25 protein-coding genes are annotated in these 25,746 nt (G+C 58.9%); 11 read left to right on the forward strand and 14 right to left on the reverse strand.

Going from position 1 to position 25,746, the window contains the following annotated elements; genetic code table 11:
- Positions 1–9: 9 nt before the first annotated feature.
- The gene (locus tag ACN0TS_RS14125; RefSeq protein ID WP_417260010.1) at positions 10–792 is read left to right on the forward strand and encodes an HpcH/HpaI aldolase family protein; all 783 of its coding nucleotides are present in this window, start codon (positions 10–12) and stop codon (positions 790–792) included.
- Positions 793–850: 58 nt separating this feature from the next.
- Here the strand turns inward: ACN0TS_RS14125 and denD are convergent, their stop codons facing one another.
- The 4 genes from denD to ACN0TS_RS14145 form a co-directional block, all read right to left on the reverse strand.
- Positions 851–1,816 (reverse strand): D-erythronate dehydrogenase, encoded by a 966-nt coding sequence (denD, locus tag ACN0TS_RS14130; RefSeq protein WP_417260011.1) that lies wholly within the window; start codon positions 1,814–1,816, stop codon positions 851–853.
- A 79-nt stretch (positions 1,817–1,895) separates the two neighbouring features.
- On the reverse strand, positions 1,896–3,047 hold the full coding sequence (locus ACN0TS_RS14135; RefSeq protein WP_417260012.1) for a fumarylacetoacetate hydrolase family protein: 1,152 nt from the start codon (positions 3,045–3,047) through the stop codon (positions 1,896–1,898).
- A gap of 9 nt (positions 3,048–3,056) precedes the next feature.
- The gene (locus tag ACN0TS_RS14140) at positions 3,057–3,656 is read right to left on the reverse strand and encodes a LysE family translocator (RefSeq protein WP_417260013.1); all 600 of its coding nucleotides are present in this window, start codon (positions 3,654–3,656) and stop codon (positions 3,057–3,059) included.
- Positions 3,656–4,687 carry an L-idonate 5-dehydrogenase gene (locus tag ACN0TS_RS14145; RefSeq protein ID WP_417260014.1) on the reverse strand — a complete coding sequence of 344 codons (1,032 nt, stop codon included), beginning with the start codon at positions 4,685–4,687 and terminating at the stop codon, positions 3,656–3,658. Before ACN0TS_RS14145 ends, ACN0TS_RS14140 begins: the two co-directional genes overlap by 1 nt.
- 126 nt (positions 4,688–4,813) lie before the next feature.
- On the opposite strand from ACN0TS_RS14145, the gene ACN0TS_RS14150 reads away from it, so the two are divergent.
- The gene (locus ACN0TS_RS14150) at positions 4,814–5,575 is read left to right on the forward strand and encodes an SDR family oxidoreductase (protein WP_417260015.1); all 762 of its coding nucleotides are present in this window, start codon (positions 4,814–4,816) and stop codon (positions 5,573–5,575) included.
- Positions 5,576–5,599: 24 nt separating this feature from the next.
- Positions 5,600–6,523, forward strand: coding sequence for an NAD(P)-dependent oxidoreductase (locus ACN0TS_RS14155; protein ID WP_417260016.1), 924 nt, complete (start codon positions 5,600–5,602; stop codon positions 6,521–6,523).
- Positions 6,524–6,726: 203 nt separating this feature from the next.
- On the opposite strand, the gene ACN0TS_RS14160 is transcribed toward ACN0TS_RS14155, so the two are convergent.
- Entirely contained in the window at positions 6,727–7,428 is a 702-nt protein-coding gene (locus tag ACN0TS_RS14160; protein WP_417260017.1) for an RraA family protein, read from the reverse strand.
- Between the two features lie 55 nt (positions 7,429–7,483).
- Positions 7,484–7,966 (reverse strand): hypothetical protein, encoded by a 483-nt coding sequence (locus ACN0TS_RS14165; RefSeq protein WP_417260018.1) that lies wholly within the window; start codon positions 7,964–7,966, stop codon positions 7,484–7,486.
- 173 nt (positions 7,967–8,139) lie between these two features.
- On the opposite strand from ACN0TS_RS14165, the gene ACN0TS_RS14170 reads away from it, so the two are divergent.
- Positions 8,140–9,912: an IlvD/Edd family dehydratase gene (locus ACN0TS_RS14170; protein WP_417260019.1), complete on the forward strand. Its 1,773-nt coding sequence runs from the start codon at positions 8,140–8,142 to the stop codon at positions 9,910–9,912.
- A complete protein-coding gene (locus ACN0TS_RS14175) occupies positions 9,912–10,649 on the forward strand; it encodes an SDR family oxidoreductase (RefSeq protein ID WP_417260020.1) in 738 nt (245 codons plus the stop codon). Before ACN0TS_RS14170 ends, ACN0TS_RS14175 begins: the two co-directional genes overlap by 1 nt.
- Before the next feature lie 41 nt (positions 10,650–10,690).
- Here the strand turns inward: ACN0TS_RS14175 and ACN0TS_RS14180 are convergent, their stop codons facing one another.
- The 5 genes from ACN0TS_RS14180 to ACN0TS_RS14200 all read right to left on the reverse strand — a co-directional run bounded on the left by ACN0TS_RS14180 (position 10,691) and on the right by ACN0TS_RS14200 (position 16,897).
- Positions 10,691–11,587, reverse strand: coding sequence for a DMT family transporter (locus ACN0TS_RS14180; protein WP_417260021.1), 897 nt, complete (start codon positions 11,585–11,587; stop codon positions 10,691–10,693).
- Between the two features lie 28 nt (positions 11,588–11,615).
- Positions 11,616–13,106 (reverse strand): UxaA family hydrolase, encoded by a 1,491-nt coding sequence (locus tag ACN0TS_RS14185; RefSeq protein WP_417260022.1) that lies wholly within the window; start codon positions 13,104–13,106, stop codon positions 11,616–11,618.
- A 238-nt stretch (positions 13,107–13,344) separates the two neighbouring features.
- A complete protein-coding gene (locus ACN0TS_RS14190; RefSeq protein WP_417260023.1) occupies positions 13,345–14,940 on the reverse strand; it encodes a TRAP transporter large permease in 1,596 nt (531 codons plus the stop codon).
- Complete coding sequence (locus tag ACN0TS_RS14195; protein ID WP_417260024.1) at positions 14,941–15,753, reverse strand: TRAP transporter small permease subunit; 813 nt, start codon at positions 15,751–15,753, stop codon at positions 14,941–14,943. It lies immediately after the preceding gene.
- 118 nt (positions 15,754–15,871) lie between these two features.
- On the reverse strand, positions 15,872–16,897 hold the full coding sequence (locus ACN0TS_RS14200; RefSeq protein WP_417260025.1) for a TRAP transporter substrate-binding protein: 1,026 nt from the start codon (positions 16,895–16,897) through the stop codon (positions 15,872–15,874).
- A 262-nt stretch (positions 16,898–17,159) separates the two neighbouring features.
- Between ACN0TS_RS14200 and ACN0TS_RS14205 the strand changes: the two genes are divergently transcribed.
- Positions 17,160–17,888 carry a GntR family transcriptional regulator gene (locus tag ACN0TS_RS14205; protein WP_417260026.1) on the forward strand — a complete coding sequence of 243 codons (729 nt, stop codon included), beginning with the start codon at positions 17,160–17,162 and terminating at the stop codon, positions 17,886–17,888.
- Positions 17,889–17,899: 11 nt separating this feature from the next.
- A complete protein-coding gene (locus tag ACN0TS_RS14210) occupies positions 17,900–18,886 on the forward strand; it encodes a LysR substrate-binding domain-containing protein (protein WP_417260027.1) in 987 nt (328 codons plus the stop codon).
- An 87-nt stretch (positions 18,887–18,973) separates the two neighbouring features.
- Here ACN0TS_RS14210 and ACN0TS_RS14215 read toward each other — a convergent pair whose 3' ends face one another.
- Genes ACN0TS_RS14215 through ACN0TS_RS14225 form a run of 3 tightly spaced genes read right to left on the reverse strand, consistent with a single transcriptional unit; the run spans position 18,974 to position 21,671 of the window.
- Positions 18,974–19,726: an SDR family NAD(P)-dependent oxidoreductase gene (locus ACN0TS_RS14215; protein WP_417260028.1), complete on the reverse strand. Its 753-nt coding sequence runs from the start codon at positions 19,724–19,726 to the stop codon at positions 18,974–18,976.
- Positions 19,727–19,734: 8 nt separating this feature from the next.
- Complete coding sequence (locus tag ACN0TS_RS14220; protein ID WP_417260029.1) at positions 19,735–20,802, reverse strand: transketolase family protein; 1,068 nt, start codon at positions 20,800–20,802, stop codon at positions 19,735–19,737.
- Complete coding sequence (locus ACN0TS_RS14225; protein WP_417260030.1) at positions 20,799–21,671, reverse strand: transketolase; 873 nt, start codon at positions 21,669–21,671, stop codon at positions 20,799–20,801. Before ACN0TS_RS14225 ends, ACN0TS_RS14220 begins: the two co-directional genes overlap by 4 nt.
- 187 nt (positions 21,672–21,858) lie before the next feature.
- Here ACN0TS_RS14225 and ACN0TS_RS14230 point away from each other — a divergent pair, with 187 nt between their 5' ends.
- The 4 genes from ACN0TS_RS14230 to ACN0TS_RS14245 are packed head-to-tail and all read left to right on the forward strand — an operon-like array spanning position 21,859 to position 25,618.
- Positions 21,859–22,560: a TetR/AcrR family transcriptional regulator gene (locus tag ACN0TS_RS14230; protein WP_417260031.1), complete on the forward strand. Its 702-nt coding sequence runs from the start codon at positions 21,859–21,861 to the stop codon at positions 22,558–22,560.
- On the forward strand, positions 22,553–23,518 hold the full coding sequence (locus tag ACN0TS_RS14235; RefSeq protein WP_417260032.1) for an HlyD family secretion protein: 966 nt from the start codon (positions 22,553–22,555) through the stop codon (positions 23,516–23,518). Before ACN0TS_RS14230 ends, ACN0TS_RS14235 begins: the two co-directional genes overlap by 8 nt.
- 1 nt (position 23,519) lies before the next feature.
- Positions 23,520–24,476 carry an ABC transporter ATP-binding protein gene (locus tag ACN0TS_RS14240; RefSeq protein WP_417260033.1) on the forward strand — a complete coding sequence of 319 codons (957 nt, stop codon included), beginning with the start codon at positions 23,520–23,522 and terminating at the stop codon, positions 24,474–24,476.
- Positions 24,473–25,618 (forward strand): ABC transporter permease, encoded by a 1,146-nt coding sequence (locus ACN0TS_RS14245; protein WP_417260034.1) that lies wholly within the window; start codon positions 24,473–24,475, stop codon positions 25,616–25,618. Before ACN0TS_RS14240 ends, ACN0TS_RS14245 begins: the two co-directional genes overlap by 4 nt.
- Positions 25,619–25,746 lie beyond the last annotated feature (128 nt).

Here is a 25,746-nt window from a genome sequence, read left to right on the forward strand (position 1 = left end):
AGTGTCGCGATGTCGATGGATCTTATCGCCAACCCGTTCAAACGCGCCATCTTGGCGGGCCAACAACAGATTGGCCTGTGGAATACGATCCGTGATCCCTACATCGGTGAGATGCTTGCGGGAACGGGCTATGATTGGATTTTGATCGACTGTGAACACACGCCGCGTGACCTCGATAACGTGTTGCACATGATGCAGGCTATGGGGCGGTGCGATGTGTCCCCCGTGGTCCGTATCACCCATGTGGATGCCGCAGAGATCAAGCGGGTGCTCGATATCGGGGCACAGAATATTCTCGTTCCATACGTGCGCGATGTGGCCGAAGCGGAGGCAGCGGCGCAGGCCGTGGCCTACCCGCCAAGGGGCATTCGCGGCATGGGCGGATCGACACGGGCCAATTTGTTTGGTGATGTGGAGGGGTATTTTGCCCACGCCCGCGACGAGATTTGTCTGATGATCCAGATCGAGACCAAAGAGGCTCTTGAGGATTTGGAGGCGATTGCCGCCGTTGACGGTATCGACGCGATTTTCATCGGGCCTGCGGACCTGGCGGCCTCGCTTGGCTATCCGGGACAGCTAGACCACCCTGCGGTGGTTGATGCGGTTACGAGCGGTCTGCGGCGCATTCGGGCAGCGGGTAAACCTGCGGGATTCCTCTCCGCAGATCAGGGGATGCTCGATCTCGCGGTCGAGGCGGGCAGCCTGTTCACGGCAATTGATATTGACAGTCTGCTGTTGAAAAAGGCCGTGAAATCACGCCTTGCAGATGTTCAAAAATGGAAAAAGGGCTAAGGCGTTTCCACCTTTACCCTTTGACGAAAATTGTAATATTTGATCGAAGCCGTGTCCGTTAGGACGCGGCTTTGTCGTCTTCGATGAAGTAGCGGATGTTGTCCTCAAAGCTCTCATCCGCCTCAAGGCCAAGCGAGAGCGCCTTATCGGCGTGAATGTCGAAGCGCCATCCTTTTACGATCTCCCAGATCTCTGGCTGCTCCTCGAACTTGATGCGGGTTTCGGCTTCTGGACCTGTCACGGCGGTCATGGCGTCGATCATCTGGCCGATGGTCCATGTGCGTCCGGGCATGGTCATGGCGCGGTTTTGACCAAGGTTCTCGGCGGGAATTTCCGCGCCTTTGATCAGGTTTTCGATGCACTTGCGCGGGCTGAGGTAGTAGTGCGGGAAATCGCGCGACACCGGGCAGACGGCCTCTTGGCCCTGCAATGGCTCGCGGAAAATCGACGACATGAACCCGCTCGCGGCGCGGTTCGGCTTGCCGGGGCGCACCGTGATGGTGGGCAGGCGGAAAGCGCGACCATCAACAAACCCCTTGCGCGAATAGTCGTTGATCATCAACTCGCCCGCGGCCTTTTGCGCCCCGTAGGAGGTCTGCGGATTGAGGTAGGAATTGTCGGTGATCGGATCGGGCACGTCGCCACCGAACACGGCAATGGATGAGGTAAAGACAACGGTGGCCTTGGTGCCCAAGCTCCGAACGCGTTCAAGCACATTCATGGTGCCAAACATGTTGATGCTATAGCCCAGATCAAACTCTTCCTCGGCCTGTCCCGACACGATGGCGGCGAGCAGGTAAATCACGTCTGTGTCTGCGTCGATCACCGTGGCCACAGAGGCGGTGTCGGTGATGTCGCAAGTGACGCGTTCGACGGCAAAGGGCGCGTCGATCGGGGCGGGATTGACCACATCGGCAAGCACGAGGGTGTCGATGCTTTGGCCCTTGAGGGTGCCGCGTTTGGCCAGTGCTGTGGCGAGTTTCTGGCCGACAAGGCCGCCACCGCCGATGATACAGATTTTCATGGAAAACTCCTTAAGCGTTCCGAATGGGGGAGGGACGCGGGGGACGGTCACGCCAAACGGGTGCGCCGTCCCTCACGTGTTATATGAGATCGCGAGAGGCGAGGTTGCGCATGAGGGCACTGGCGCCGAAGGTCCACGGTGGACAGTCGGGCGACAGGCGCACGGTGTTGGTCAGTTTGCCCAAGTTCGGCTCGGAAATGTCGACGACATCGCCGATGTGGTGGGTGAACCCTTGCCCCTTGGCGTCGCGGTCTTTGACGGGAGCAAAGAGCGTGCCCAGAAACAGAAAGAACCCGTCAGGATACTGGTGATGCGGGCCGCAGGTTTGCGCCGCGAGATCCGCAGGGGCGCGTGAAATTTTGGTCATGGACGAATGACCGTCGAGGACAAATCCGTCTGTCCCTGTCACCTTGAGAGTCAATTCGGCATTCTCTACGTCGTTTATTGTATAGGTTTCATCAAACAGGCGCAGAAACGGGCCGATAGAGCAGGAGGCGTTGTTGTCCTTGGCCTTGCCCAAAAGCAGCGCCGAGCGTCCCTCGACATCGCGCAGGTTCACGTCATTGCCAAGGGTCGCGCCCTTGATCTTTCCACGCGAATTGACGGCAATGACAATCTCGGGTTCGGGGTTGTTCCATTTGGAGACGGGGTGCAGACCCACGGCGGCTCCATAGCCCACGGAGGACAGCGGCTGCCCTTTGGTGAACACTTCGGCGTCGGGGCCAATGCCCACTTCGAGATATTGCGACCACAGGCCCTCGGCTTGCAAGACGGCCTTGACCTCCATCGCTTTGGCAGAACCGGGGATGATGCCCGATAGGCTGTCGCCGATCTTGTCTTTGACGCGGGCGCGGATGGCATCGGCGGCGGCAAAATCGCCTGCTGCTTGTTCCTCGATGACGCGCTCGACCATGCTCTCGGCAAAGGTCACGCCGCAGGCTTTGACCGCTTGCAAATCGCAGGGGGGCAACAGGCGCAGCGCATCGGCGGCGGTGTCAGGTTTGGACTGTGTTGTCAGCTCTGACAGCGTGCCGATGTCCTCTCCCTTGGCGGCTTTGACGTAGCCCGCAGGGTCGTCCATTTCCAACAGATCGCGCATGGTGGGCGCGTCTTTGGAGGTGATGTCGACAAGCGTGTCGCCGCGTAGGGTCACAAGGCTTGGGCCCGCGCCCTCGCGCCAAATTCGACCGACAAAAGTGCCCTCGGGGGCGTGGTTGGAAAGGGGAAGCATGTGCGGCTCCTATGCAGTTTTAATGGTCGCAAACAGGGCCAAGATCACCACGGTGAGCATCGCGCCCGCCATAGCGTAATTGATCCGTCGCTGTGCGATTTCAGACAGGTTGAGTTTATGCAAGGACGCGCCCGCATAGGCCCATCCAAGGTGAAGCGGAATCCAGATCGCATTCATGATGAGCAACTTCATCGCGACCTCGAATGTGTAGTTGTCAGGCGCAAAGGAGAAGCCCGAATACAGTGCGGTATTGACGGCGTAGACTTTCGGGTTGATGGCTTGCAGTAAAAGCCCTGCGCCGATCCCCGGTCCGCGTTTGTTTTCGATAAAGGCGATTTTTGCCCCTGCGAAGGCGATTTTCGCGGCCAGATAGACGAGATAGGCAAGCGATGCGGCCATCAGGACTGTGCGGATCGCGGGTGTAGCGAGGATCACAGCGGCCAATCCCGAAATGACGGCGGCCGCCACTAAGTTTGAGCCAATGAACAACCCCGTCACGTAGCGCAATGCTTGGCGAAAACCGAAGGCGGAGCCAACGCCAGCCGCCGACAAAACGCCGGGGCCAGGGGTGATGACGAGAAAGAAGACAGCGACAGCGTATGTAAGCATCAGCCGAACACCAGTTGGACTTTCATCGCCTTTTCTCGGTCCGTCGCGGTGTCAAACGCCTCTTGGAAGTCTGCAAGGGGGAAGCTGTGGGTAATCAGTGGTGTCACGTCAATCAACTTTTGCTGCATGAGGGAAATGGCCGTGGCAAATTCGGGATGAAAGCGGAACGAGCCCTTGAGGCTCAACTCTTTGACGGTGATTTGCTGCATCGGAAGGGTCATATCGCCTGACATGCCGACCTGTACGATGGTGCCGCGCGGACGGATCGTGGGGATCGCTCCTGCCAGTGCCACCTGTGCGCCAGAACACTCGAATAAGACATCTAGCGCGCCTTTTCCCGTGGCATAGGGAGCTAGCCCTTCTGCGTGGGTCAGGGTGTTAACGGTGACGTTGGCGCGTGCATTGCGGGCAAACTCCAAACCACGATCAGAAATGTCGGTGGCGATGATTTCGGCGGCGCCTGCACGACGGGCCGCGAGGATGGCGAGCAACCCGATCGGGCCGCAACCCGTCACCAAAACGCGCTTGCCCAAAAGGTCGCCCGCTTGGTGCATGGCGTGCAAAACAACGGCCAGAGGTTCGGCGGTGGCCGCTTCGGCGGCGGTTAGCCCCTCGGCCTTGACGCATTGGCTTTGCAGCACGGTAAGGTCGTCGCGAAACGCGCCTTGGATATGGGGGAAGGGCATTGCGGAGCCATAGAATCGCATGTTGGCGCAATGGTTGGGATTGCCGCGGGCGCATTCGGGGCAATCTCCGCAGGGGCGTGACGGGGAAATCGCGACAAGATCGCCCACGGCCAAGCCCTCAACACCGTCGCCAAGCGCGGTGACATGGCCCGAAACCTCATGGCCGAGAACCATCGGTTCACGCAGGCGCACCGTGCCGAATCCGCCGTGCAGATAGTAATGCAGGTCCGATCCGCAGATTCCCCCGCGTGCCATTTTGATGCGCACCTCGCCTGCCTGTGGGGCGTGAGTTTCGCAGTCCCCGAGCTGTAAATCTCGTGGTCCGTGGGCGTAAAGCGCCGTCATTGTGGTGTCCTCCAGACAGTCTTCATCGTCGCTATTTGCAACGGGGTAAAAATGGTATACCAAAATTATCAACGCGATTTCGACCCTGATTGTCAATGGTCGGCGCAGTGCATTTTTGGAGGACCCATGCAGCTATTCGATCTCACAGGCAAACGCGCTCTCATTACTGGATCATCTATGGGCATCGGCTATGCCTTGGCCAAAGGACTGGCCGAAGCAGGCGCGCATCTGGTGCTCAACGCGCGCAATACCGAGCGTCTTGAGGAGGCGGCAAAACGGCTGCGCGATGAGGGGTTTAACGTTGATACATTGGCCTTTGATGTCACCGACGCCGAGGCGGCAGTGGCGGCGGTGGACGGCTATGAGCAGGCGCATGGCCCCATTGATATCCTCATCAATAACGCAGGGATGCAGCACCGCGCAGCACTCGAAGAATTCCCTGCCGAGGCCTTCGACACGTTAATGCGCACCAACGTCAATTCGGTGTTTTACGTCTCCAAAGCCGTCGCGCGTCACATGATCGAGCGCGGGGAAGGGCGCATCATCAACATCGCGTCGGTGCAATCCGCCCTCGCACGGCCTTCAATCGCGCCCTACACCGCCTCCAAAGGGGCAGTGACCAACCTGACCAAGGGCATGGCGACCGATTGGGCCAAGCACGGGTTGAACTGTAACGCCATCGCGCCGGGCTATTTCGACACGCCGCTCAATGCCGCCCTTGTCGCGGATGCGGATTTCTCGGCATGGCTCGAAAAACGCACACCCGCTGGTCGCTGGGGACGGGTAGAGGAACTCGTCGGCGCTGCTATCTTCTTGTCGTCTGCGGCGTCAACTTTTGTGAATGGCCATACGCTTTTCGTCGATGGCGGAATTACCGCAAGTCTTTAAAATCATCTTTGGGAGGAGATCCAAATGACTACGAAACCAACCGTCGGCTTTATCGGCGTGGGCTTTATGGGCCACGGCATGGCCAAGAATATCCTTCAGGGCGGCTATCCGCTCTGGGTGAAGGGCAATCGCAACCGCACTCCAGTCGAGAGCCTTGTGGGCATGGGCGCCACGGAGGCGAAAACCCCACGTGAAATGGCGGAAAATTGCGATGTGATCCACATCTGCCTGTCCAATTCGCCGCAGGTCGAGGCGGTGTTCCACGGTCCCGATGGCATCCTTGCGGGGATGCGTGACGGCTTGACCGTGATCGACACCACCACCGCAGACCCGACCTCGACCGAGGCGCTTGCGGCGGCATTGGCGGAGAAGGGCGGCGTGATGATCGACGCGCCACTGGGCCGCACCCCGAAAGAGGCCGAGGCAGGCACGCTCGACGCGATGGTCGGTGCAGATGATGCTGTTTTCAAACAGGTTTTGCCGATCATCGAGTGTTGGGCGGGGAATATCAATCACGTCGGTCCAACGGGTGCGGGCCACAAGATGAAGCTCTTGATGAACTTCACGTCGATGGGCATGGCATCGCTCTACGCCGAGGCGCTCGCAGTGGCGACCAAAGCGGGGCTGCCGCCACAGGTTTATGCCAAGGTGATCGGTGACAGTCGTCTGTCCAACGGGTTCTTTGATACCTTTATGGCCTATGCGATTGATCGCGATGCGGAAATTCATAAGTTCTCCATCACCAACGCCACCAAAGACCTGCGCTATTTCAACGCGATGGCGTCCGAGGTGGGCGCGGTCAATGTCATGGGGGCGGCGTCCAAACACTATTTCACCCACGCCGAAGCCATTGGCAAAGGCGAGGATTTCATCATCACGCTGTCGGATATTGTGGGCGACCTCAACGGCCTCAATATGGCCGACGAAGTGGCCAAGGGCAAAGCGTAACTCCGTGTCATCGGTAAAACTGGCTAAAACGGTTTGTGCGTTGAAATCATAGGAAAAACCGCGTCTGCTCTGCGTCGGACTTTTGTCGGACACCTGTCGGGCAAAACCTGACTGACGGACACGCAGGGCTGCCATCGCGATAGCCACAAAACGGGCCGCAGGATCATCTCCTTGCGGCCCGTTCTCTTGTCTGGAAAGGCCTGTTAGTCGGCAAAGACCGCGCGGCCATCCGCGAGCATCTCGTCGAGATCGAGGAAGCTTGATTGCGCGCCTGATTGCACTTGCACCTCAAATTCGGCCTCTGCGTTCTTGACCGCATGGGCGGCGTCGGCCACGGCGTCGATTTTGTCAAACGGAACGACCACAACGCCGTTGCTGTCACAAACCAAAAGATCGCCTGTTTCGATCCGCACACCATCAACAACAGCGCCCGCGCCCACGGTTCCGGGGCCATTGCCATAGGGCGAATTTGCGTTCAGGCCAGTGCAATAGGCGGGCAGGCCCACGGCCACGATGCCCTCGTAATCGCGCATCGGTCCGTCCGTAACGAAGCCCGCTGCACCTGCGTTTTTCATCATGCCCATGACGAGATCACCCGCCGCTGCGCTGCCTTGATAACCATCCACAGTCGCGACCACGATGTCGCCTTTTTGAAGGATGTTGAGCGCTGCCCCTGTGGCCAGAAGATCCCCCGCGCTATTGTCTGCGACAAGGGCGGGACCGACCACGTTGCAGGGGTAATCGCGTCCGCCACCGATGGGGCCGATGGGGGTGGCAAGGCATCCACGCCCGCTCATGGCATCGGCGACAAAGGCGCTCGGCATGTCTTTGAACCGCGCGATTTGCGCCGCTGTCGGGCGACGGGTGTTGCGGTGAATGGTCAGTAGGGCGGGGGCTTCGATCATGGGGCGCTCCTTTGAGTTTGGCTGTTCTGTGTTGTGTCTGTATTACGTGTGCGCGTTATGGCAGTTGGCGCGAGCGCCATGCCAGTTTGGTATAGGCCAACCCGCTGGCCGTCGCGGCACAGGCCGTTTTCTGACGCAGGATTTCTTCGTCTGTGACGCCCTCGCGCAGGCTGTTGAGTTCTTCCATGCGGTCGCACTGGACGAGCGCGGACAGCAGGTCATATTTCACCTCGATACCTGCGATGGTGGCGATTTCTGGCGCGGCCTTTGCCTTGATGTCCTCCATCCGCGCGGTGATTCCTTGTGACCACATGTCCTTGGCTTGGGTGAAGCACAGCGCCGCCGAGGAGTTCATGTCGTCGGGAAATTCGGTGCATTCCGTGTGGGCGAGTTCAACACAGGCGGTGGGGGCGGTGCCTTCGTCAATGGACGTGGCGATGCAGGCGTCGACATCCGCGATGGTGCTCTCGGCCCAAAGGGGCAGGGCGGTCCCTATAGCGAGGGCAAGGCCCGTCGTAAGGCGCGTGATTTTGAGCATGACAATCTCCCGTTTATCCGTGGCTTAGGTGCAAACATTTGGTCAAAAAAATTTGGTATACCAAATTCCGCTTGTCTTGGTATACCAAATCAGATCATCTTTAGGCATGCAGGTAAATACAAGAATCGCCATGCCTCGCACTCAATAATTCTCATGCCTTCGGGGAGGAACGCATGTCTCACGATACCCGCGCCAATAAACGTTTCCGTAGCCAAGAATGGTTCGACAACCCCAACAATCCGGGGATGACCGCGCTCTATCTCGAACGCTATCTCAATCAGGCCTTTACGCGCGAGGAATTGCAGGCGGGCAAGCCGATCATCGGCATCGCGAATTCTGGCTCCGATCTGAGCCCCTGCAATAAAATCCACGTCTTTTTGATGGATCGGATCAAGGCGGGTATCCGTGATGCGGGCGGTATTCCGATGGAATTTCCTGTGCATCCGATTTTTGAAAACGCCAAGCGTCCCACGGCGGCGCTCGACCGCAATCTGGCCTATTTGGGTCTTGTGGAATTGCTTTACGGTTATCCGATTGATGCTGTGGTGATGACCACGGGCTGTGACAAAACCACGCCGTCGCAACTGATGGCCGCCTGCACCATGGACATCCCCGCCATTGGTCTGAACGGCGGGCCGATGTTGGACGGGCATTGGAAGGGCAAACTCGTCGGCTCTGGTACAGTGATCTGGGAAAGCCGTCGCTTGTTGGCGGATGGCAAGATCGGCTGGGACGAATTTATGGACCGCGCCTGTGCTTCGGCCCCGTCGCTTGGTCACTGTAATTCGATGGGCACGGCCTCGACGATGAACGCCATGTCGGAGGCTTTGGGCATGACCCTGACAGGCAATTCCGCGATACCTGCGCCGTTCCAGGAACGCATGGCGATGGCCTATAAAACGGGTCAGCGCATTGTGGAAATGGCTTACGAAGACCTCAAGCCGTCGGACATTTTGAGCCGCGAGAGCTTTGAGAACGCGATCCGCGTGTGTTCTGCCATTGGCGGGTCCACAAACGCGCCGCCACACCTACAGGCGATTGCGCGCCACGCGGGCATTCCCTTTGATGTGAAGGACTGGGAAACCGTCGGCTATGACATTCCTCTGCTCGTCAATATGCAGCCTGCGGGTGAATACCTTGGCGAGGCGTTCTACCGCGCGGGCGGTGTTCCTGCGGTGATGGCCGAGCTGAACGGCGCGGGCAAATTGCACGCAGGGGCGATGAGTGCCACGGGCAAAACCATGGGCGAAAACCTCGACGGTGTTGAGGTGACGGATCGCCGTGTGATCTTTGCCTACGACAAACCGATGCGCGAGAAGGCGGGGTTCCTTGTGCTCTCGGGCAACCTGTTTGACAGCGCGTTGATGAAATCCTCGGTGATCTCCGATGACTTCCGCGACCGCTTTCTCAAGGATGGAATTTACGAGGCCCGCGCGATCGTGTTCGAGGGGCCGGAGGATTATCACGAGCGGATTAATGATCCCGCACTCGAGATTGACGAGACCTGTATGCTGTTCATCCGCAATGTCGGCTGTGTCGGCTATCCGGGATCGGCGGAGGTGGTCAATATGCAGCCGCCTGATGCGATGATCCATGCGGGGATCAACCACATGCCCACCGTGGGCGATGGGCGTCAATCGGGCACCTCCGAAAGCCCGTCGGTGCTGAATGCCTCGCCCGAGGCCGTGGTCGGTGGTGGCTTGGCCTATCTCAAAACGGGCGACATGGTGCGCCTCGATATCAATACCTCGTCGATGAATGCGCTTGTGGATGAGGCTGAATGGGAGGCCCGCAAAGCTGCGTGGACGCCTCCCGACATCAAAAGCCACACCCCGTGGCAGGAAATTTACCGTCAACATGTGGGCCAACTGGCTCAAGGCGGCTGTCTGGAACTCGCCACGGCCTATCAGCGTGTGGCCAAGACCTTACCGAGGGATAATCACTAATGACAAAATCAATCATCATCACTGGCGGTGCGCGTGGCATCGGCAAAGCCACCGCGAACGCCTTTCTTGACGCAGGGTGGCGCGTGGGGATCGTCGGGCGCACCGCCGCGTCGGTGCAGGAGATGGCGGACAGCCATGAAAACGCGCTCGCCATTCCCGCTGATGTGACCGATGAGGCGCAAGTCGGCGCGGCGTTCGAGACAGCCTATGAGACATGGGGGCGCGTTGATGCCTTGTTCAATAACGCAGGCGTGTCGATGCCGGGTGGCATGATCGACGAGGCGGACGTGGATGCGATCCGCAATCTGATGAATATCAACGTCATCGGTTCGTTTATTGCCGCACGCGCGGCCTTTGGCATCATGCGCCGCCAAGATCCCCAAGGCGGGCGCATCATCAACAACGGGTCGGTGTCGGCCTATGTGCCGCGCTGGGGCTCGGCACCTTATACCGCGTCTAAACATGCGATCACGGGTCTGACGCGCTCTTTGTCACTCGACGGGCGGGCGTTCAACATTGCCTGTGGTCAGATCGACATCGGCAACGCCATGTCCGATATGGCCGCACAGATGACCGCGGGCGTGCCGCAGGCGGATGGCTCCATCGCGATTGAACCCGTTATGGATGTGAACAATGTCGCCAAGTCGGTGCTTCACATGGCGTCGCTGCCGCTTGAGGCCAATGTGCAGTTCATGACGGTGATGGCGACAAACATGCCCTACATCGGACGCGGCTAAACCTCGCGCCTCGAAAGTTACCTCCCGAGAAAAGGGCAGGCCTAGTCTGGGGTCTGCCCTTTTTTTGTCCGCTCACGGTTCCAGATGTAGAGGCCCGATCCGATGATGATGATCGCCCCGATCAGGGTCCAGATGGTTGGCCATGTGCCAAACACAACAATTCCGGCAAGTGTCGCGGACACCAGTTGGGTATAGATCATCGGTGAGAGAACCGAGGCATCCGCCCAGCGGTGCGCCGTCGTGGCAAAGACATGTCCCGTCATGCCAAAGGTGCCAATGGCAAAGAACACGATCCATCCAGTGATATCATGCGGCCAGATCCAATGCTGAAGCGCGAGCGGCAACATCGCTGCGGTGGCCAGACCGCTCGACCACAGTTGCATGGTCGAATTGCGCTCCTCACCCGCAATCATGCGCGTCATGACATAATAGAAGGACGCAGCAAACAGGGTGCAAAGCGAGATGAAGACCGCAGGATGAAAGCCCGCGCCCCACGGCTGTACCACGACCAGAACGCCGATAAAGCCGACGCAAACCGCGATGACACGGCGCAACCCGACTTGTTCGCGGAGCAAGGGAATAGCCAAGAGCGTCACCACAATGGGGGTGGCAAAGGCAATGGAAATGGTCAGCGATAGCGGCAGGTAACTGAGCGCCAGAAAGTTGAGAAACGTCCCCACCAACAGCGCGGTTGAGCGTAGAAGTTGTTTCTTGGGGACGTTGGATTTGAACGCAGAGAGGCCTTCTTGCGGAACAAAAACCACCACCGACAGCAGGAAATGCATGGCATAGCGGGCAAAGACGATCTGCATGACGGGCATACCGTAGTTCGACAGCCATTTGGCCGAGGTGTCGATCCCTGTGAAACAGGTGACGGCCAAAACCATGATGAGCATTCCCGCGGTCAGGCGCTCTTCTCTCGGGCGCAGAGCCCCCATTATATGTGTCCTGAGTTGGTCATTATCACTACATCACCGCGCCGACTTGCCATGGCACGAACTCGTAGTCGCCAAGGCCGATTTCCTCGGATTTTGTTTTCTCCCCAGAGGCCATGCGCAGCCACATCTCGTAAATTTCGCGGCCTACGTCCTCGACGCGCTTGCCGTCCGAGATGATCGTGCCTGCGTTGATGTCCATGTCTTCGTGGAGACGGTTGAACATCTCGGTGTTGGTGGCGACTTTCATTGATGGAGATGGCTTCGCGCCAAAGGCCGACCCGCGCCCCGTGGTGAAGCACACAAGGTTGCAGCCCGAGGCGATCTGCCCCGTGACCGATGCGGGGTCATAGCCGGGGCTGTCCATAAAGGTGAAACCTTTCGCGGTGACTTGCTCGGCATATTTGTAGACGCCGTTGAGCGGTGTCGTGCCGCCCTTGGCTGCTGCGCCCAGAGACTTTTCGAGGATCGTGGTCAGCCCGCCCGCCTTGTTGCCAGGGGAGGGGTTGTTGTCCATCGAACCGCGATTTCGGGTGGTGTAGTCTTCCCACCATTTGATCAGGTCGAGGAGTTTCTCACCAATTTCGGGCGTGGCGGCGCGTGCGGTCAACAGGTGCTCGGCCCCGTAAATCTCGGGCGTTTCGGCCAAGACACCCGTGCCGCCTTGGGCCACGAGCAGGTCGCAAGCATAGCCCACGGCAGGGTTGGCGGTGATGCCCGACCACGCGTCCGAGCCGCCACATTGCAGGGCCACCATGAGCTCGGACGCCGGAACCTCTTCGCGGGTGGATTGGTTGACCACGGGTAGCATGGCTTCGATCTTTTTGATGCCGAGGGCCACGGTTTTGCGCAACCCGCCGACATCTTGGATATTCATGGTCTGAAAGGTCGGACCGGATTTGAGGCCGTAGGCTTCGATCAGCCAGTCGATCTGCATCATCTCACAGCCAAGACCCGCAAGCAGCACGCCGCCCACGTTGGGGTTTTTGGCGTATCCCCAGAGGGTGCGTTGCAGCATTTCGAACCCCGTCCCGTCACCGCCCATGGCGCAGCCTGTGCCGTGGACAAAGGCCACGACGCCATCGACGTTGGGGTAGGCGGCAAGGATGTCGGGGGTGAAGTGCTGTGCAATCATCCGCGCGGCGGTGGCCGAGCAGTTTACTGACGTCAGCACCGCGATATAGTTGCGCGTTCCGACGCGGCCCGTGGGGCGTTTGTAGCCCATGAAGGTGTCTTGTGTGGTCGCGGGGGTAACGGGGCGCAGGTTGGTGCCGAATTCGTAGCTTGCGTCTACATTGCGGAACTCAAGGTTATGGGTGTGGATATGTGCGCCCTTCGCGATGTCTTGCGCCGCGTAGCCGATGACCTGTGCATATTTGAGAACAGGTGCGCCTTTGGCGATGTCGCAGGTGGCCATCTTGTGGCCGCGCGGAATGATGTCGATGGCGCCCTCATCGCCAATAGCGAGTTGGGTTTTGGCGGTGACAACGTTGTCGACGTCTGACAGGCGAACGGTGGTCATGGCGATCCTCTGGGTCAATATGTGGTGGGCCGTTAGCGGCCGTTTGACCGCTTTTTGCATCTTATATGTTAGAATGTCACGCTAGGAGTTTCGGCGTAATGCGCGTTTTTATCTCCGATGCCGCGTGTGGGTGCGTGGCATGGGGGAGAAAAACGGAGCGGGGCGGCGGACGTCCCGCCGCCCCGCAGCCCCGCAGCCCCGCAGCAGTGATAGGGTTAGATCGATCTCTACGTGATCCCTAGAGGAAGATCGAGACGATCGGAGGCCAGATCAGCAGAACCGACAGGGCGATCAACTGGATGGCGATAAAGGGCAGGAAGCCTTTAAAGATATCCGTGAGCGAGATGTGCGGTGGAGCCACTGATTTGAGGTAGAAGGCCGCAGGACCAAAGGGCGGTGACAGGAACGAAACCTGCATGTTCATACAGAACACAACACCGAACCAGACCGCCACATGGCGCGGGTCCAATTCCCCAAGGAGACCGATTTCCTCGACAGGAAGGCGCAGCACGATGGGCAGGAACACGGGCATAATCAGCAACACGATGCCAACCCAGTCCATGAACATCCCCATGATCAGGAAGATGAACATCATCACGAGGATGATCCCCATCGTCGGCAGGTCTGCCGATACGATCATATTGGCCACATAGGTCGGACCACCTGCGAGCGTATAGGCCGCCGCAAGAGCGGCTGCACCGATTGTCACCCAGATGATCGTGCCTGTGGAGCGCAGTGTGCGCAACAGGCTGTCCCAGACGATGTCAAAGGTCATTTCCCCACGGACCAAGCTGATGACGAACACAGCCACAACGCCCATGCCAGCCGCCTCGGTGATGCCCGTGATGCCGCCATAGATGGAGCCAAGAACCACACCGATCACCACGGTCGGTGCGATAAGCCCTTTGCCCATGTCCCACCCTATTGCGGTGCGCTCTTTGCCGACGATGAAGATCATCGTGACGGAAAACAGAAGGAATGCACCAACCAGGTAGGGGATGTCTGCGACCATGCCGAGCATGATCGGCTCAACGCCCTCGACAATTTTGTTCATGCCAAGCACGGTCAGGAACAGGTTGCGCGCCAACAGCACAGCCGTAACCCACATGCCGAAGCGTGACAGGAAGCCGAGGAACATCAGGCCTTTTTCGGAGCCGCGTGGATCATCAGGGTTGTCCTCGGGCAGGGGAGCCAGCTCGGGGCTGATCCGTGTCCGCACAAAGATATAGATGATGAAGAACGACGCCAACATAAAGCCGGGCAGGAAGGAGGCCGTGAACAGCGCTTTGATCGAGGTCTCGGTGACGAGGCCGTAGAAAATCAAAACGATGGACGGCGGGATCATCGTGCCAAGCGAGCCAGAGGCACAGATCGTGCCGATCGCGAGGTTTTGGTCGTAGCCAAGTCGCAGCATCTGAGGCAGGGCGATGAGGCCCAGAAGAACCACTTCGCCGCCGATGATCCCCGACATAGCCGCCATAATAACGGCCATGATGGAGGTGACAAAGGCGATACCGCCACGGGTGCGTGACAGCCACAGATTGAGCGAGGAATACATGTCTTTGGCGATGCCCGTCCTCTCCAGTAGAGAGGCCATAAATATGAAGAGGGGCACCGAGATGAGCACATAGTTGACCATCTGTCGGTAAACCGCTTGCCCCAATACGGCGAAGGGACCGCGTCCAAAAGTTTTGAACAGAATGTCCACGTCGAATTTGAGAACAAGCGTGACAACAGCGAGAAAGGCCGATGCAAAGCCCAAGGGCATACCGATTGCAAGCAGGGCAAACATGCCCAGCAAGACGATGAGAGAGAGGGTGCCGATATCGACCATTTAGAGGTCCTCCCCGAGCGTTTTACGCAGCATTTCAATTTCGTCTTCGTCGATTTCGTCCGCAGGCGAGTGATGTTCGGGCGCTTTGTGCCAATCTGCGATGAGGTTGGACAGCGATTGAATAGCCACGAGAACGATGATGAACAGGATGGCGGGTTTGATCGTCCCCGGAATGGGCGGATCCCACGCGGTGCCGAAGGTCTCCATGCGCAACATCCGTGTCCACGCATCATTGAACCCGCCCCAAACGAGGGCGAAACAGAACACCCAGATCAGGAAAACGGAGATCACGTCGGAGGCTTTTTTCATCCAACGCGGCATGAGATCGTAGATCACATAGATGCGGATGTGGGAGCGTTGCTGCATGGCGTATTGGCCCGCGAGCAAGAACACAAAGGCCGCGATCCAGAGCGACAATTCGTTGGCCCATAGGGTGGGTTTGTTGAACGCATAGCGCGACACAACTTCGTAGAACATCACGACCACGATCATAACGATTGCGATCATGGCAATGCGCGATGTGACCAACGACAGGTAGTCGAAAAAGCCGTGAGGTTTGTCTTCGATGGAGCCAATGGTGTCCGACAAATAGATCGAGGCGAACAATATGGAGCCGGCGAGTGAGCCGAGCATCAACTTGCCCCAAATGCCGCCGGTAGAGCGGATCATTTCGTGCATGCCGAGGGCGTCAGCCGAGAAGATTTTGTTAATGGCGAGCCATGCGAAAACCGCGAGTGCAAACGCGGTAAAGCCGATGGCCAATTTCTTGACCGGACCTCGCAAGGGGCCGAGCCAGACACTGTCCTGAATCATCTTGCCTCCCTTATTTTAATTGGGGTTGTGCCGATACAAGCGGCAGGCGCTTTGGAAAAAAATGGCGGGCCCGCTTGGGCCCGCCTGGGCATGTTACCCATGTGTCACGAGACGCGCTTTATTCTTGACCCGAGATTAGGCCAAGCTGAGCGAGGTAGGCGCGGTGGCTTTCGACCAGTGCGGCTGCCTCAGGTGTTTTAGCGGCCCAGCCATCCCATGCACGCTGTGCACCGGCGCGGAATTTCGCTTTGTCCTCGTCGGACCATGCGTAGAGGGTCACACCTTGCTCGCGCAGGGCTGCTGCGGCTTCGTTGTTGGCTTTCTCGTTGGAGATCGCGGTGTGCAGGGAGAGTTTCTGCATTGCGGTGTCCATGATGCGCTGCTGTGCTTCTGTCAGGCCATCCCAAACGTCTTTGTTACACGCAAGGTGGTCAGACGGCATCGAGTGGAAGCCAGGGTAGTTGGCGTGCTTGGCGATATCGTAAAGGCCAAGACCGACGTTGTTGGCCAGACCGGAGGCGTCAGCGCCGTCGATGATGCCAGTTTCAAGCGCGGTAAAGATCTCGGTGAAATCCATAACGATCGGGGTTGCGCCCAGCTCGGTGAAGATTTCGGTTTCAAGACCTGGAGGCGAACGGAATTTCCAACCTTTGAGGTCGTCAAAGCCTGCGAGTGGCTTGGTCGAGGCAAAGGATTCCTGGCCGTAGAGCCACCAACCGACAAGCTGCATGCCGTACTCGTTATAGAGCGACTGTGCTGCTTCGTAGCCGCCGCCATAGTAGAGCCATGAGAGCTGTTGGTAGGGGGTGTCATAACCGCCCATGATGTCGCCCACGAATTGGAACGCAGGGTTTTTACCGGTTTGGTAAGCGCCGCCGGTCATGTCGCAATCGAGGATGCCGTTGACGGCTGCGTCCCAAGTCTCGGTCGTGGCCACCACGGACGAGGAGTAGAACATCTCGATGTCGATCGAGCCGCCAGACATGGTTTCGACGTCGTCGGCAAACTGTGCGGCGAGCTTACCCGATGGGTGCTCGGTCGCGTAGTGTGTCTGAATACGCAGAGTAACGGTGTCGTCCGCGATTGCAGGTACGGCAATCACGGCACCAAGTGCTGCGGTTTTAAGAGCTGAAGTCAGTTTCATAAGTATCCTCCCTAGGTGGCTGCGTGACCGCAGCCGAAGACATTGGTGTCTTTCGTTTTGAATTCCGCGCACCCCTCCCGGGTGAATGCGAGCCCTTTCGGATTCGCCGCGAAACAAGATGGTATACCATCACAACTAAGACGCTAAACCGAACCCGTATCGACAATCAACAACTTTTGGTATACCAAATTAAAAAAGACGCTAAGGTTGCTGCATGCGGGAGGAGTTTGCGGATGCCGAATGAAAATGTGGAACGATTAAGATGAATGAATTTAACGCTTTAGGGGAGGGATTTCACGGAGACAATCTTCCCGAGAAGATCGCATATTCATTGCGGCGTGACATCCTTCGTGGGCGTCTGAATCCCGGAGATGCGATCAAAGAACGCGATAACGCCGAAGAGCTCGGCGTGAGCCGGACACCTATGCGCGAAGCGATCCGAATCCTTGCGCAAGAGGGGTTGGTGATTCTCCGTCGCGCCCGCTCCCCCATCGTCGCTCAACCCAGCTTCAAGACCCTCGCAGATCAGGTCGAAGTGATGCTGAATCTCGAAAAACTGTCGGCTGAAATCGCCTGTCGTGCGGCGAGCGAGGAGGAGATTGAGGAGGTCGTTGAACTGACCGATCTCATGGAAGACACCTTTGATCAAAGCGACCCGCTCGACATGTTCGAGCTTGATATGAAATTTCACGCGATGATCGCACGGATGTCGCACAATGAAACGCTTGCCGATATGCACACCTCTTTGTTGCAGCGCCTGTGGCGGGCGCGGTATTTGACCGCGATGGAAAAGCGCAATCGCCAACGCGTCATCACCCAGCACACGGCTATTATAGATGCGCTCCGCGCCCGCAATCCACTACAGGCTGCCGCGGCGATTCAGGTCCACTTGGGTCATTTGAGCGAGGATCTTAAGGATGTCATGGAGCATGACGCGGCGTTGAAAGCACGGGCTAAATCGCAAGGCTCAGACGCCGAAACTTCGGAGTGATCTGATCCCATATGGCACGCGGCAATAACCTCAATGCGATCCTACATTTCGAGGCCGTGGCCCGTCGGGGATCGCTAACCGTTGCCGCCGAGGAATTGTCAGTGTCGCCCTCCGCCGTCAGCCAACAGATCAAACTGTTGGAGCAGCAACTCGGCATCAAATTGTTTCGCCGCAAGGGGCGCAATCTGACGTTGACCTTGGAAGGCGAGCAGCTGTTTCAAACCTCCGCCACCGCGCTGCGGATGCTGTCGGAGGCGCGCAAGAATTTGGGCAAAGCCCGCGAAACCCGTCGACTCAATCTGCGGGTGACGCCGAGTTTCGGGGTGCGGTGGCTTGGCCCGCGCCTGTCGGAGTTCATTGATCAATGTCCCGACTTTGACCTGCGGGTTGATGCAGCACCCGATCCTACGGATTTTGAACGTGAGCTGATGGATATTGATATCCGTTACGGGTCAGGGAATTGGCCCGCGTTTCACTGTGCGCCTGTCTTGCCAGATCAGGTGTTGCCCTTGGCCAGTCCCGAGTATTTGGCCTCGCTTGGCGGGCTAGAGGTCGATCCCGTCACACGGCTGAATGCGGCCCGTTTGATCGATAGTGCGCGGGCGATGTGCCAATGGGATTTTTGGTTGTGGCGCAATGGGTTGGAGGTGACTTCTAACACCAAATCCGTGCTGATGGATCGCTCGTCTCTGGCGTTGCAACTCGCCGTCGATGGGCGGGGTGTGGTGCTCGAAAGTCTGGCGCTTGCTGCTCCTGAAGTGGCCTCGGGGCGGCTTGTGCCCGTGACACCCGATCTGCCCGTTTTCACTTTTCCCGCCTATTGGCTTGTCTGCCCGCCGCGCCATCTCAATCGCCGCGCTGTGCGCCTGTTTACCGATTGGATTGCGGGGCAGGCGGCGGATCACACCGACGCCGTTGCCGCGTTGAAAACGCAGTTCGGGTTGCATGCTCTGGAGATCGACGCAGGGACGGAACTGGCCTACGGCGCACCCGACTAAGCGACAGACCCGCAATAAAAAGACACGCTCCACCGTGCAAATGGAGCGTGCCTTCAGGTGTCCATAGGGAGGTATGGACGGGGGGGGTTAGTGAATGAGGGAGCCGCCGTTCACATCGACTTCGGAGCCTGTCACGTAGGCGGATAAATCAGAGGCCAGAAAGAGAGCGCAGCCCGCAACGTCAGAGGCTTCGCCCACGCGGCCCATCGGGATGCCGGCGAGGACTTGCGCTTTCATCTCGGCGGTCAGTTTGCCTGCGGTGATGTCGGTGGCGATGAAGCCCGGACAAATGGCGTTGGAGCGCACCCCGTCGGGGGCCAATTCGCGGGCCATGGCTTTGGTCAGGCCCAAAACGCCCGCTTTTGCTGCTGAATAATGTGGCCCGCCAAAGATGCCGCCGCCGCGCTGCGCGGAGACTGACGACATATTGACGATGGAGCCCGATTTTTGCGCCCGCAGGGTCGGGATGACAGCCTGCGACATGTAAAGCGTGCCGCGCAGGGAGACATCCGTGACGGCATCGTAATTCTCGGCCTCGATCTCCATCAGTTTGAGCGGCTGTGTGATGCCCGCGTTGTTGATCAGAATGTCGATCCCCCCAAGCGCGGCGAGAACAGCGTTCGCCGCTGCGATGCAATCGTCCTTCTTGGTGACATCGCAAGGCAATCCAATGTGTCCCGCGCCGAGATCGGCGGCGGCCGCCGCTGCGTGATCCGCGTCGAGATCGAGAATGGCGACCGTTGCGCCGTGATCGGCAAACAACTGAGCGGTGGCTTTGCCGAGGCCGCGCGGGGAGGCGCCCCCCGTGATGATCGCGATTTTTCCGTCGAGTAGTTTCATGAGGTCTCTCACATCCAGGATTTGATTTTGGCGACCACAGCATCGGTGCTGAGGCCGTATTGATCGTGCAACGTGGGCAGCGCGCCCGCGTCGAGAAATTCGTCGGGCAGGGCGATGGATTTGAACGGCACGAATACGCCTGATCGCATCAATTCGGCGGCAACGGCCTCGCCCAATCCGCCCACGATGGTGTGGTTTTCTGCCGTCACCACAAGGCGACCAGACTTTGCGGCTTCCGTTTTGATCGTCTCCACATCAAGCGGTTTGATGGTCGGGCAATGCAGCACGGCGCAGTCGATCCCGTCGGATTTGAGCCGTTTGGCGGCGTCGATCGCCCGCATGGTCATCAGGCCCGTGGAGATGAACAAGACGTCGCGCCCGTCATGGATCATCTGCGCTTTGCCGAGTTTGAACTCATAGCCGTATTCGCCCAACACATTCGCCACATTGCCGCGTGGCAGGCGCATGTAAACGGGGCCGTTGTGGTCGGCAATCGCATGGGTTGCCTGCGCCGTGTCCACCGCATCGCAGGGATCGACGATGGTCAGGTTTGGCAAGCCGCGAAAGATGGCGAGATCTTCGGTGGCTTGGTGGCTCGGGCCGTAGCCCGTGGTCAATCCGGGCAGGGCGCAGACGATTTTGACGGGAAGGTTGTCTTCGGCAATTGCCATGCAGATGAAGTCATAAGCGCGGCGCGAGGCGAAGACGGCGTAGGTGGTGGCAAAGGGGGTAAACCCCTCGCGGGCCAGTCCGGCCGCAGCCGAGATCATCACCTGTTCGGCCATGCCCATTTGGTAAAAGCGATCGGGGTATTTTTCAGCAAAAACATGCATGTCCGTGTATTTGCTCAAGTCCGCCGACAGCCCGACAATGTCCTCGCGCAAGGCGGCCAATTCGCATAGCGCGTGACCAAAGGGGGCAGCAATCGTCTCGCGGCCTTCGGCGTCCAGAGAGGCGATCATGGCGGAGGTGGCGCTGCGCACTGCGGGGGCTGTGCGGGGCGCGTATTTGGAGGCGCGGCGCGAATGAGCGCCGAAGGGCACGTCGCCGGTGTGGGCTGTGATCTTGGGACTCATGCGGGGCACTCCGCGTCGAGATGGGCGAGGGCGGCGGCCCACTCATCGGGTTCAAACCGAATGAAATGGGTTTTGTCGCGGGCCTCCAAAAACGGCACGCCCTTGCACATCTGTGTGTTGCAAATGATCACGCGGGGTTTGGGATCTGTGAGCGTGCGGGCGATGTCGAACGCGGCAACAAGCGCGTCCAGATCGTTGCCGTCGACCTCTTGGGCGTGCCATCCGAAGGCCTCCCATTTGGGGGCTTCGGTGTAGCGCGGCGTGGCCAGTGCTTTGGTGCTTGGCCCGTCGGCTTGTTGATCGTTGAAATCGACGATGCAAATGAGGTTGTCCAACTGCCACTGGGCCGCGGACATCACCGCCTCCCATGTCGAGCCTTCGCCCAATTCGCCGTCCGATATCAGGTTGTAAACAAAGGCGTTTGAGGCTTTGCGCTTCAGGCCCAAACAGGCGCCAACGGCGATGCCAAGCCCGTGGCCGAGCGAGCCGCCCGTGATCTCCATTCCGGGGGTGTAGGAGGCCATGCCCGACATGGGCAGGCGGCTGTCGTCCATGCCGTAGGTGTCAATCTCGGCCTCGGGTAAAATCCCTGCTTCGATCATCGCGGCATAGGCGGCAATCGCGTAGTGGCCGATGGAGAGATAGAACCTGTCGCGCCCCTCCCATTCGGGATCAGCGGCGCGGTAGGTCATGGCGTGGAAATGGGTGACGGCAAGCACGTCAGCAACGCCGAGGGCTTGACCGATGTAGCCCTGTCCTTGGACCTCACCCATGCGCAGCGCGGTGCGGCGGATGTTCCATGCACGGCGCGCGAGCGAAGTGTTCGAGGCGGCCTGAGCGTTGGATGTGTCGGTATATGATGCAGCCACCCGTGCCTCCCGCGCTTGGTGTTCAAGGACAGGATTTCATGCGGGGCAGGGATCAACAATTAAGTTTTCCTAAAGGGATGAGCGGTGTTTTTCTAATCCGATAAAGGGTGCCATCTTTTCTCTTACTAACTGACTGGTCATTTAGTAAAGTGAGGGCGACTCAGGCCCCATTTAGGGAAATGCTCCAATGTCGCAGACCGATGCGCCCAAAGACCCAGAAGCAAGCAACGACACGCCAAAGTTTCGCCGCCGCAAAGAAGACCGCCCCAACGAATTGCTCGACGCAGCGATTGACCTGTTCACCGAGAAGGGGTTTGACCGCACGCGGGTGGCCGACATTGCCGAACGGGCAGGGCTGTCAAAGGGGGCGGTCTATCTCTACTTTTCATCCAAAACCGCCATCATCGAAGCACTGGTCGAGCGCGCCGTGGGTGGGATGGCCGACGAGATGGCCGCGACATTCGCTGACTTCAATGGCGATCCGCGCCTGCTCTTGGGGCAGGTTGCCCTGCATATCGAGGCGAAAATCAGTGATCCGCGTATCTTTGCGGTCCCCAAATTGGTCGTGCGCGAGGCCGCGACCCATCCGCAATTGGCTGCGCTCTATCGCACCCGTGTGCTTGAAAAGGTGCTGCCCGCCGCCACGGCGATGTTTGCCCGTGCAATGGATGCAGGGCTGATCCGTCGCACTGATCCGGAGATGTTGGTCCGATGCGTGTTCGGGCCTGTCATCATGCACATTCTGCTCGACGAAGTCTTTGCCGTCAGGCCTGCCCAAGGGCGCGATTTGCGTGGTCTGATTGAGACCCATCTGATGCTGCTGTCCGAAGGACTTGCCCCGCTTTCCCCCTCCGAATCCCTCCCCGAAAAGGAGCCACACAATGGCTGATCTTCCCTCATGGCTCGTCTCGATCATTGCTGCCGTTTATCCCGGGATCAATCCACCGCCGCCCTATATGTATGACGGCTATGTCGAGGCGGATTTTGTCTATGCCGCCCCTGCGGCCACAGGGCGTATCGTGACTTTGGAGGTGTCTGAGGGGGAGGCGGTGAGCGAAGGGGCGCTGCTCTTTGCCCTTGATGACGGTAAACAGCAAGCCACATTGCGTAGCGCACAGGCAGGGTTGGCACAGGCGAAGGCCCAGTTGGAGAACCTTGCCACGGGCGCACGCGAAGCTGAGGCCGAAGTGCTGCGGGCGTCGCTTGAACAAGCGCGGGTGGCGTTGAACATTGCGCAGACGCGATTGGAGCGCTCAGAAGCGCTGTTTGAGCGCGGCTCGGTTGCAACGGCCACCGTGGAGGATCAACGCGCCGCCGTGGATGAGGCGGCGGCCAATGTGATGCGCCTTGAGGCCGAATTGCGCGTGGCGGAACTGCCTGCGCGGGATGCCCAACGCCTTGCCGCCGAAGCGGCCGTGGACGCGGCTGCCGCGCAGGTCGATCTGGCGCAATCCGCCTTGGATGACCGTCGGGTCTATGCGCCTGTGAGCGGACAGGTGGAACGGGTCTATTACGAAACGGGCGAAGTCGCGGGGGCCGCGGCGCCCGTGGTGTCCTTGCTGCAAGTGGACGCGATGACGGCGTTGTTCTTTGTGCCTGAGGCCGATCGTGCGGACCTGTCGGCGGGGGATGTGGTTGCGGTGTCCTGTGAGGGCTGCGCCGAGGGTCTGACCGCGACGATCACGCGAATGGCCTCCGATCCGCAATACACGCCGCCGATCTTGTATACGGCCGAGCAACGCGGGCGACTTGTCTACCGCGTCGAGGCAGAGATCGAAGCGGGCGCGGCCCTGCGCCCCGGTCAGCCGATCTCGGTGGACGCGACACAGGCGGGAACAGGTGAGTAAGATGGCGCAGCAACAAGAGATTGCCATTTTCGTCAAAGGGTTGACCAAGATTTTTGGTGACAGAACCGTGGTTGACGATTTTGATATGGAGGTCAAACGCGGCGCGATTTACGGCTTTCTTGGCCCCAACGGGTCAGGCAAGACCACCACCATTCGCATGATGTGCGGGTTGCTCACGCCTGATGGCGGCACGGGTCAGTGCCTTGGCTTTGATATCCAGACACAAGCCCGCGAGATCAAGAAGCGCGTGGGCTATATGACACAGAAATTCTCGCTCTATGGTGATCTGACCATTCGCGAAAACCTTGATTTCACCGCCCGTATGTTCGGGATGGAGGATCGCAAAACCCGCGTGGCGCAGGCGATTTCCGATCTGGGCCTTGAGGGGCGCGGCGAGCAACTGGCGGGAACGCTGTCGGGCGGGTGGAAGCAACGCTTGGCGCTTGCCGCCTGTATGATCCACGACCCCGATCTGTTGTTGCTCGACGAGCCGACAGCGGGGGTTGATCCTAAGGCGCGGCGTGAGTTTTGGGACGAGATCAGGCGGCTGTCGGCGCGGGGCGTCACGGTGCTTGTCTCGACCCACTACATGGACGAGGCGGTGCAATGCGACCACATCGCCTATATCGCCTATGGCAAGAAGCTGATCGACGGTGTGGCGGGGGCGATCCCGCAAGAAATCGGCCTGTCAACTTACGTGGTCACGGGGCCGGATTTGGCCATTTTGGAGGACCGCCTCAAGCATGACGACCGCGCAGGGCAGGTGATCCGCTTTGGTGACAAATTGCACGTCTCTGGCACCGATGAGGCCGCATTGAATGCACTGGCGCGCGAAGAGCGGCGCGCCAAGGTCCACACATGGACGGCGAAGGATGCGGGGTTGGAAGAGGCCTTCATCTATCTCATGGCAGGGGCCAAGGATAACTTTGGTGGCTTGCCACAGGAGGCCGCGCAATGAGTATGATCCGCGATGCGTTCTCATGGGCGCGGTTTCGGGCCGTGTTGGTCAAAGAGTTCATCCAGATGAAGCGCGACCGCGTGACCTTTGGCATGATGATCGGCATTCCTGTGATGCAGCTTTTGATGTTTGGCTATGCGATAGACACCGACCCGCACCACCTGCCGACCTTGGTCGAGATGGGCGACGAAAGCCCGATGGCGCGGGCGGTTCTGGCGGGGATGGAAAGCTCCGAGTATTATGATTTCGTTGGGATTTCCACGTCCGAGGCGCAAAGCGAACTGGCGCTGCGTGACGGTACGGCGACGGTGATCCTGACCATTCCACCGGGGTTTCAACGCGACGCGATGCGGGGTCAGTCACCCGAGCTGTTATTGACCGTGGATGCGTCCGACCCTGTGGCGGCGGCGGGGGCCATCGGGGCGATTGGCGGCGTGGTCGATGTGGCGATGGGGCAAACCCTGTCAGGGCCGCTGTCCTTTGCCGCCTCTGCGCCGCCACCGTTTTCGGTCACGGTACACCGCGCGTTTAACCCAGAGGGCGAGACCTCGACCAATATCGTGCCGGGTCTGTTGGCGGTGATCCTGTCAATGACGATGGTGATGATCACGGCAGTGGCGATTGTGCGCGAGACCGAGCGCGGCACGATGGAGAGCCTGATGGCCAGTCCCGTGCGTCCAACCGAGGTGATGTTGGGCAAGGTGCTGCCCTATGTCTTTGTCGGCTATGTGCAAACCATCGTCTTTCTCGTCGCGGCGCGGGCCTTGTTTGATGTGCCGTTTACGGGGTCCTTTCTGGCGTTCTTCCTTGGGTTTAACCTCTATATCATCGTCAATCTGGCCCTTGGGTTTTTGGTGTCGACACTGGCGCGCAACCAGATACAGGCGATGCAAATCTCCTTTTTTACCATCCTGCCGACGATCCTTCTGTCGGGGTTCATGTTCCCCTATGCCGCGATGCCCGCATGGGCGCAGACCATCGGCACCGCGATCCCTGCCACGCATTTCCTGCGCCTTGTGCGCAAGGTGATGCTCAAGGGAGCGGGCGTGGCTGAGGTGGCGGGCGATATGGGCGCGATTGCGATCATTTTGGTGGTGATCACGGCGATTGCCTTGCGCCGTTACCGTCAGACTCTTGATTAAAAACCTATCAGCTATAGAGAGTTACATGGTGATATATACCTTATTAAAAGAATAGGGATTGACCTATCTTAGTGAAATTGTCAGATAAAGGCCTATCGAAAATAGCTCTCATCTGCGGCCCCAACGTG

The organism is Celeribacter sp., assembly GCF_048266405.1.
In the GTDB taxonomy this organism is placed as follows: domain Bacteria; phylum Pseudomonadota; class Alphaproteobacteria; order Rhodobacterales; family Rhodobacteraceae; genus Celeribacter.

Excerpts from the sequence above, each read along its gene's own strand:
- ACN0TS_RS14125 (WP_417260010.1), top strand. The coding sequence starts at position 10 with ATGTCGATGGATCTTATCGCCAACCCGTTCAAACGCGCCATCTTGGCG.
- denD (WP_417260011.1), bottom strand. The coding sequence starts at position 1,816 with ATGAAAATCTGTATCATCGGCGGTGGCGGCCTTGTCGGCCAGAAACTC.
- ACN0TS_RS14135 (WP_417260012.1), bottom strand. The coding sequence starts at position 3,047 with ATGCTTCCCCTTTCCAACCACGCCCCCGAGGGCACTTTTGTCGGTCGA.
- ACN0TS_RS14140 (WP_417260013.1), bottom strand. The coding sequence starts at position 3,656 with ATGCTTACATACGCTGTCGCTGTCTTCTTTCTCGTCATCACCCCTGGC.
- ACN0TS_RS14145 (WP_417260014.1), bottom strand. The coding sequence starts at position 4,687 with ATGACGGCGCTTTACGCCCACGGACCACGAGATTTACAGCTCGGGGAC.
- ACN0TS_RS14150 (WP_417260015.1), top strand. The coding sequence starts at position 4,814 with ATGCAGCTATTCGATCTCACAGGCAAACGCGCTCTCATTACTGGATCA.
- ACN0TS_RS14155 (WP_417260016.1), top strand. The coding sequence starts at position 5,600 with ATGACTACGAAACCAACCGTCGGCTTTATCGGCGTGGGCTTTATGGGC.
- ACN0TS_RS14160 (WP_417260017.1), bottom strand. The coding sequence starts at position 7,428 with ATGATCGAAGCCCCCGCCCTACTGACCATTCACCGCAACACCCGTCGC.
- ACN0TS_RS14165 (WP_417260018.1), bottom strand. The coding sequence starts at position 7,966 with ATGCTCAAAATCACGCGCCTTACGACGGGCCTTGCCCTCGCTATAGGG.
- ACN0TS_RS14170 (WP_417260019.1), top strand. The coding sequence starts at position 8,140 with ATGTCTCACGATACCCGCGCCAATAAACGTTTCCGTAGCCAAGAATGG.
- ACN0TS_RS14175 (WP_417260020.1), top strand. The coding sequence starts at position 9,912 with ATGACAAAATCAATCATCATCACTGGCGGTGCGCGTGGCATCGGCAAA.
- ACN0TS_RS14180 (WP_417260021.1), bottom strand. The coding sequence starts at position 11,587 with ATGGGGGCTCTGCGCCCGAGAGAAGAGCGCCTGACCGCGGGAATGCTC.
- ACN0TS_RS14185 (WP_417260022.1), bottom strand. The coding sequence starts at position 13,106 with ATGACCACCGTTCGCCTGTCAGACGTCGACAACGTTGTCACCGCCAAA.
- ACN0TS_RS14190 (WP_417260023.1), bottom strand. The coding sequence starts at position 14,940 with ATGGTCGATATCGGCACCCTCTCTCTCATCGTCTTGCTGGGCATGTTT.
- ACN0TS_RS14195 (WP_417260024.1), bottom strand. The coding sequence starts at position 15,753 with ATGATTCAGGACAGTGTCTGGCTCGGCCCCTTGCGAGGTCCGGTCAAG.
- ACN0TS_RS14200 (WP_417260025.1), bottom strand. The coding sequence starts at position 16,897 with ATGAAACTGACTTCAGCTCTTAAAACCGCAGCACTTGGTGCCGTGATT.
- ACN0TS_RS14205 (WP_417260026.1), top strand. The coding sequence starts at position 17,160 with ATGAATGAATTTAACGCTTTAGGGGAGGGATTTCACGGAGACAATCTT.
- ACN0TS_RS14210 (WP_417260027.1), top strand. The coding sequence starts at position 17,900 with ATGGCACGCGGCAATAACCTCAATGCGATCCTACATTTCGAGGCCGTG.
- ACN0TS_RS14215 (WP_417260028.1), bottom strand. The coding sequence starts at position 19,726 with ATGAAACTACTCGACGGAAAAATCGCGATCATCACGGGGGGCGCCTCC.
- ACN0TS_RS14220 (WP_417260029.1), bottom strand. The coding sequence starts at position 20,802 with ATGAGTCCCAAGATCACAGCCCACACCGGCGACGTGCCCTTCGGCGCT.
- ACN0TS_RS14230 (WP_417260031.1), top strand. The coding sequence starts at position 21,859 with ATGTCGCAGACCGATGCGCCCAAAGACCCAGAAGCAAGCAACGACACG.
- ACN0TS_RS14235 (WP_417260032.1), top strand. The coding sequence starts at position 22,553 with ATGGCTGATCTTCCCTCATGGCTCGTCTCGATCATTGCTGCCGTTTAT.
- ACN0TS_RS14240 (WP_417260033.1), top strand. The coding sequence starts at position 23,520 with ATGGCGCAGCAACAAGAGATTGCCATTTTCGTCAAAGGGTTGACCAAG.
- ACN0TS_RS14245 (WP_417260034.1), top strand. The coding sequence starts at position 24,473 with ATGAGTATGATCCGCGATGCGTTCTCATGGGCGCGGTTTCGGGCCGTG.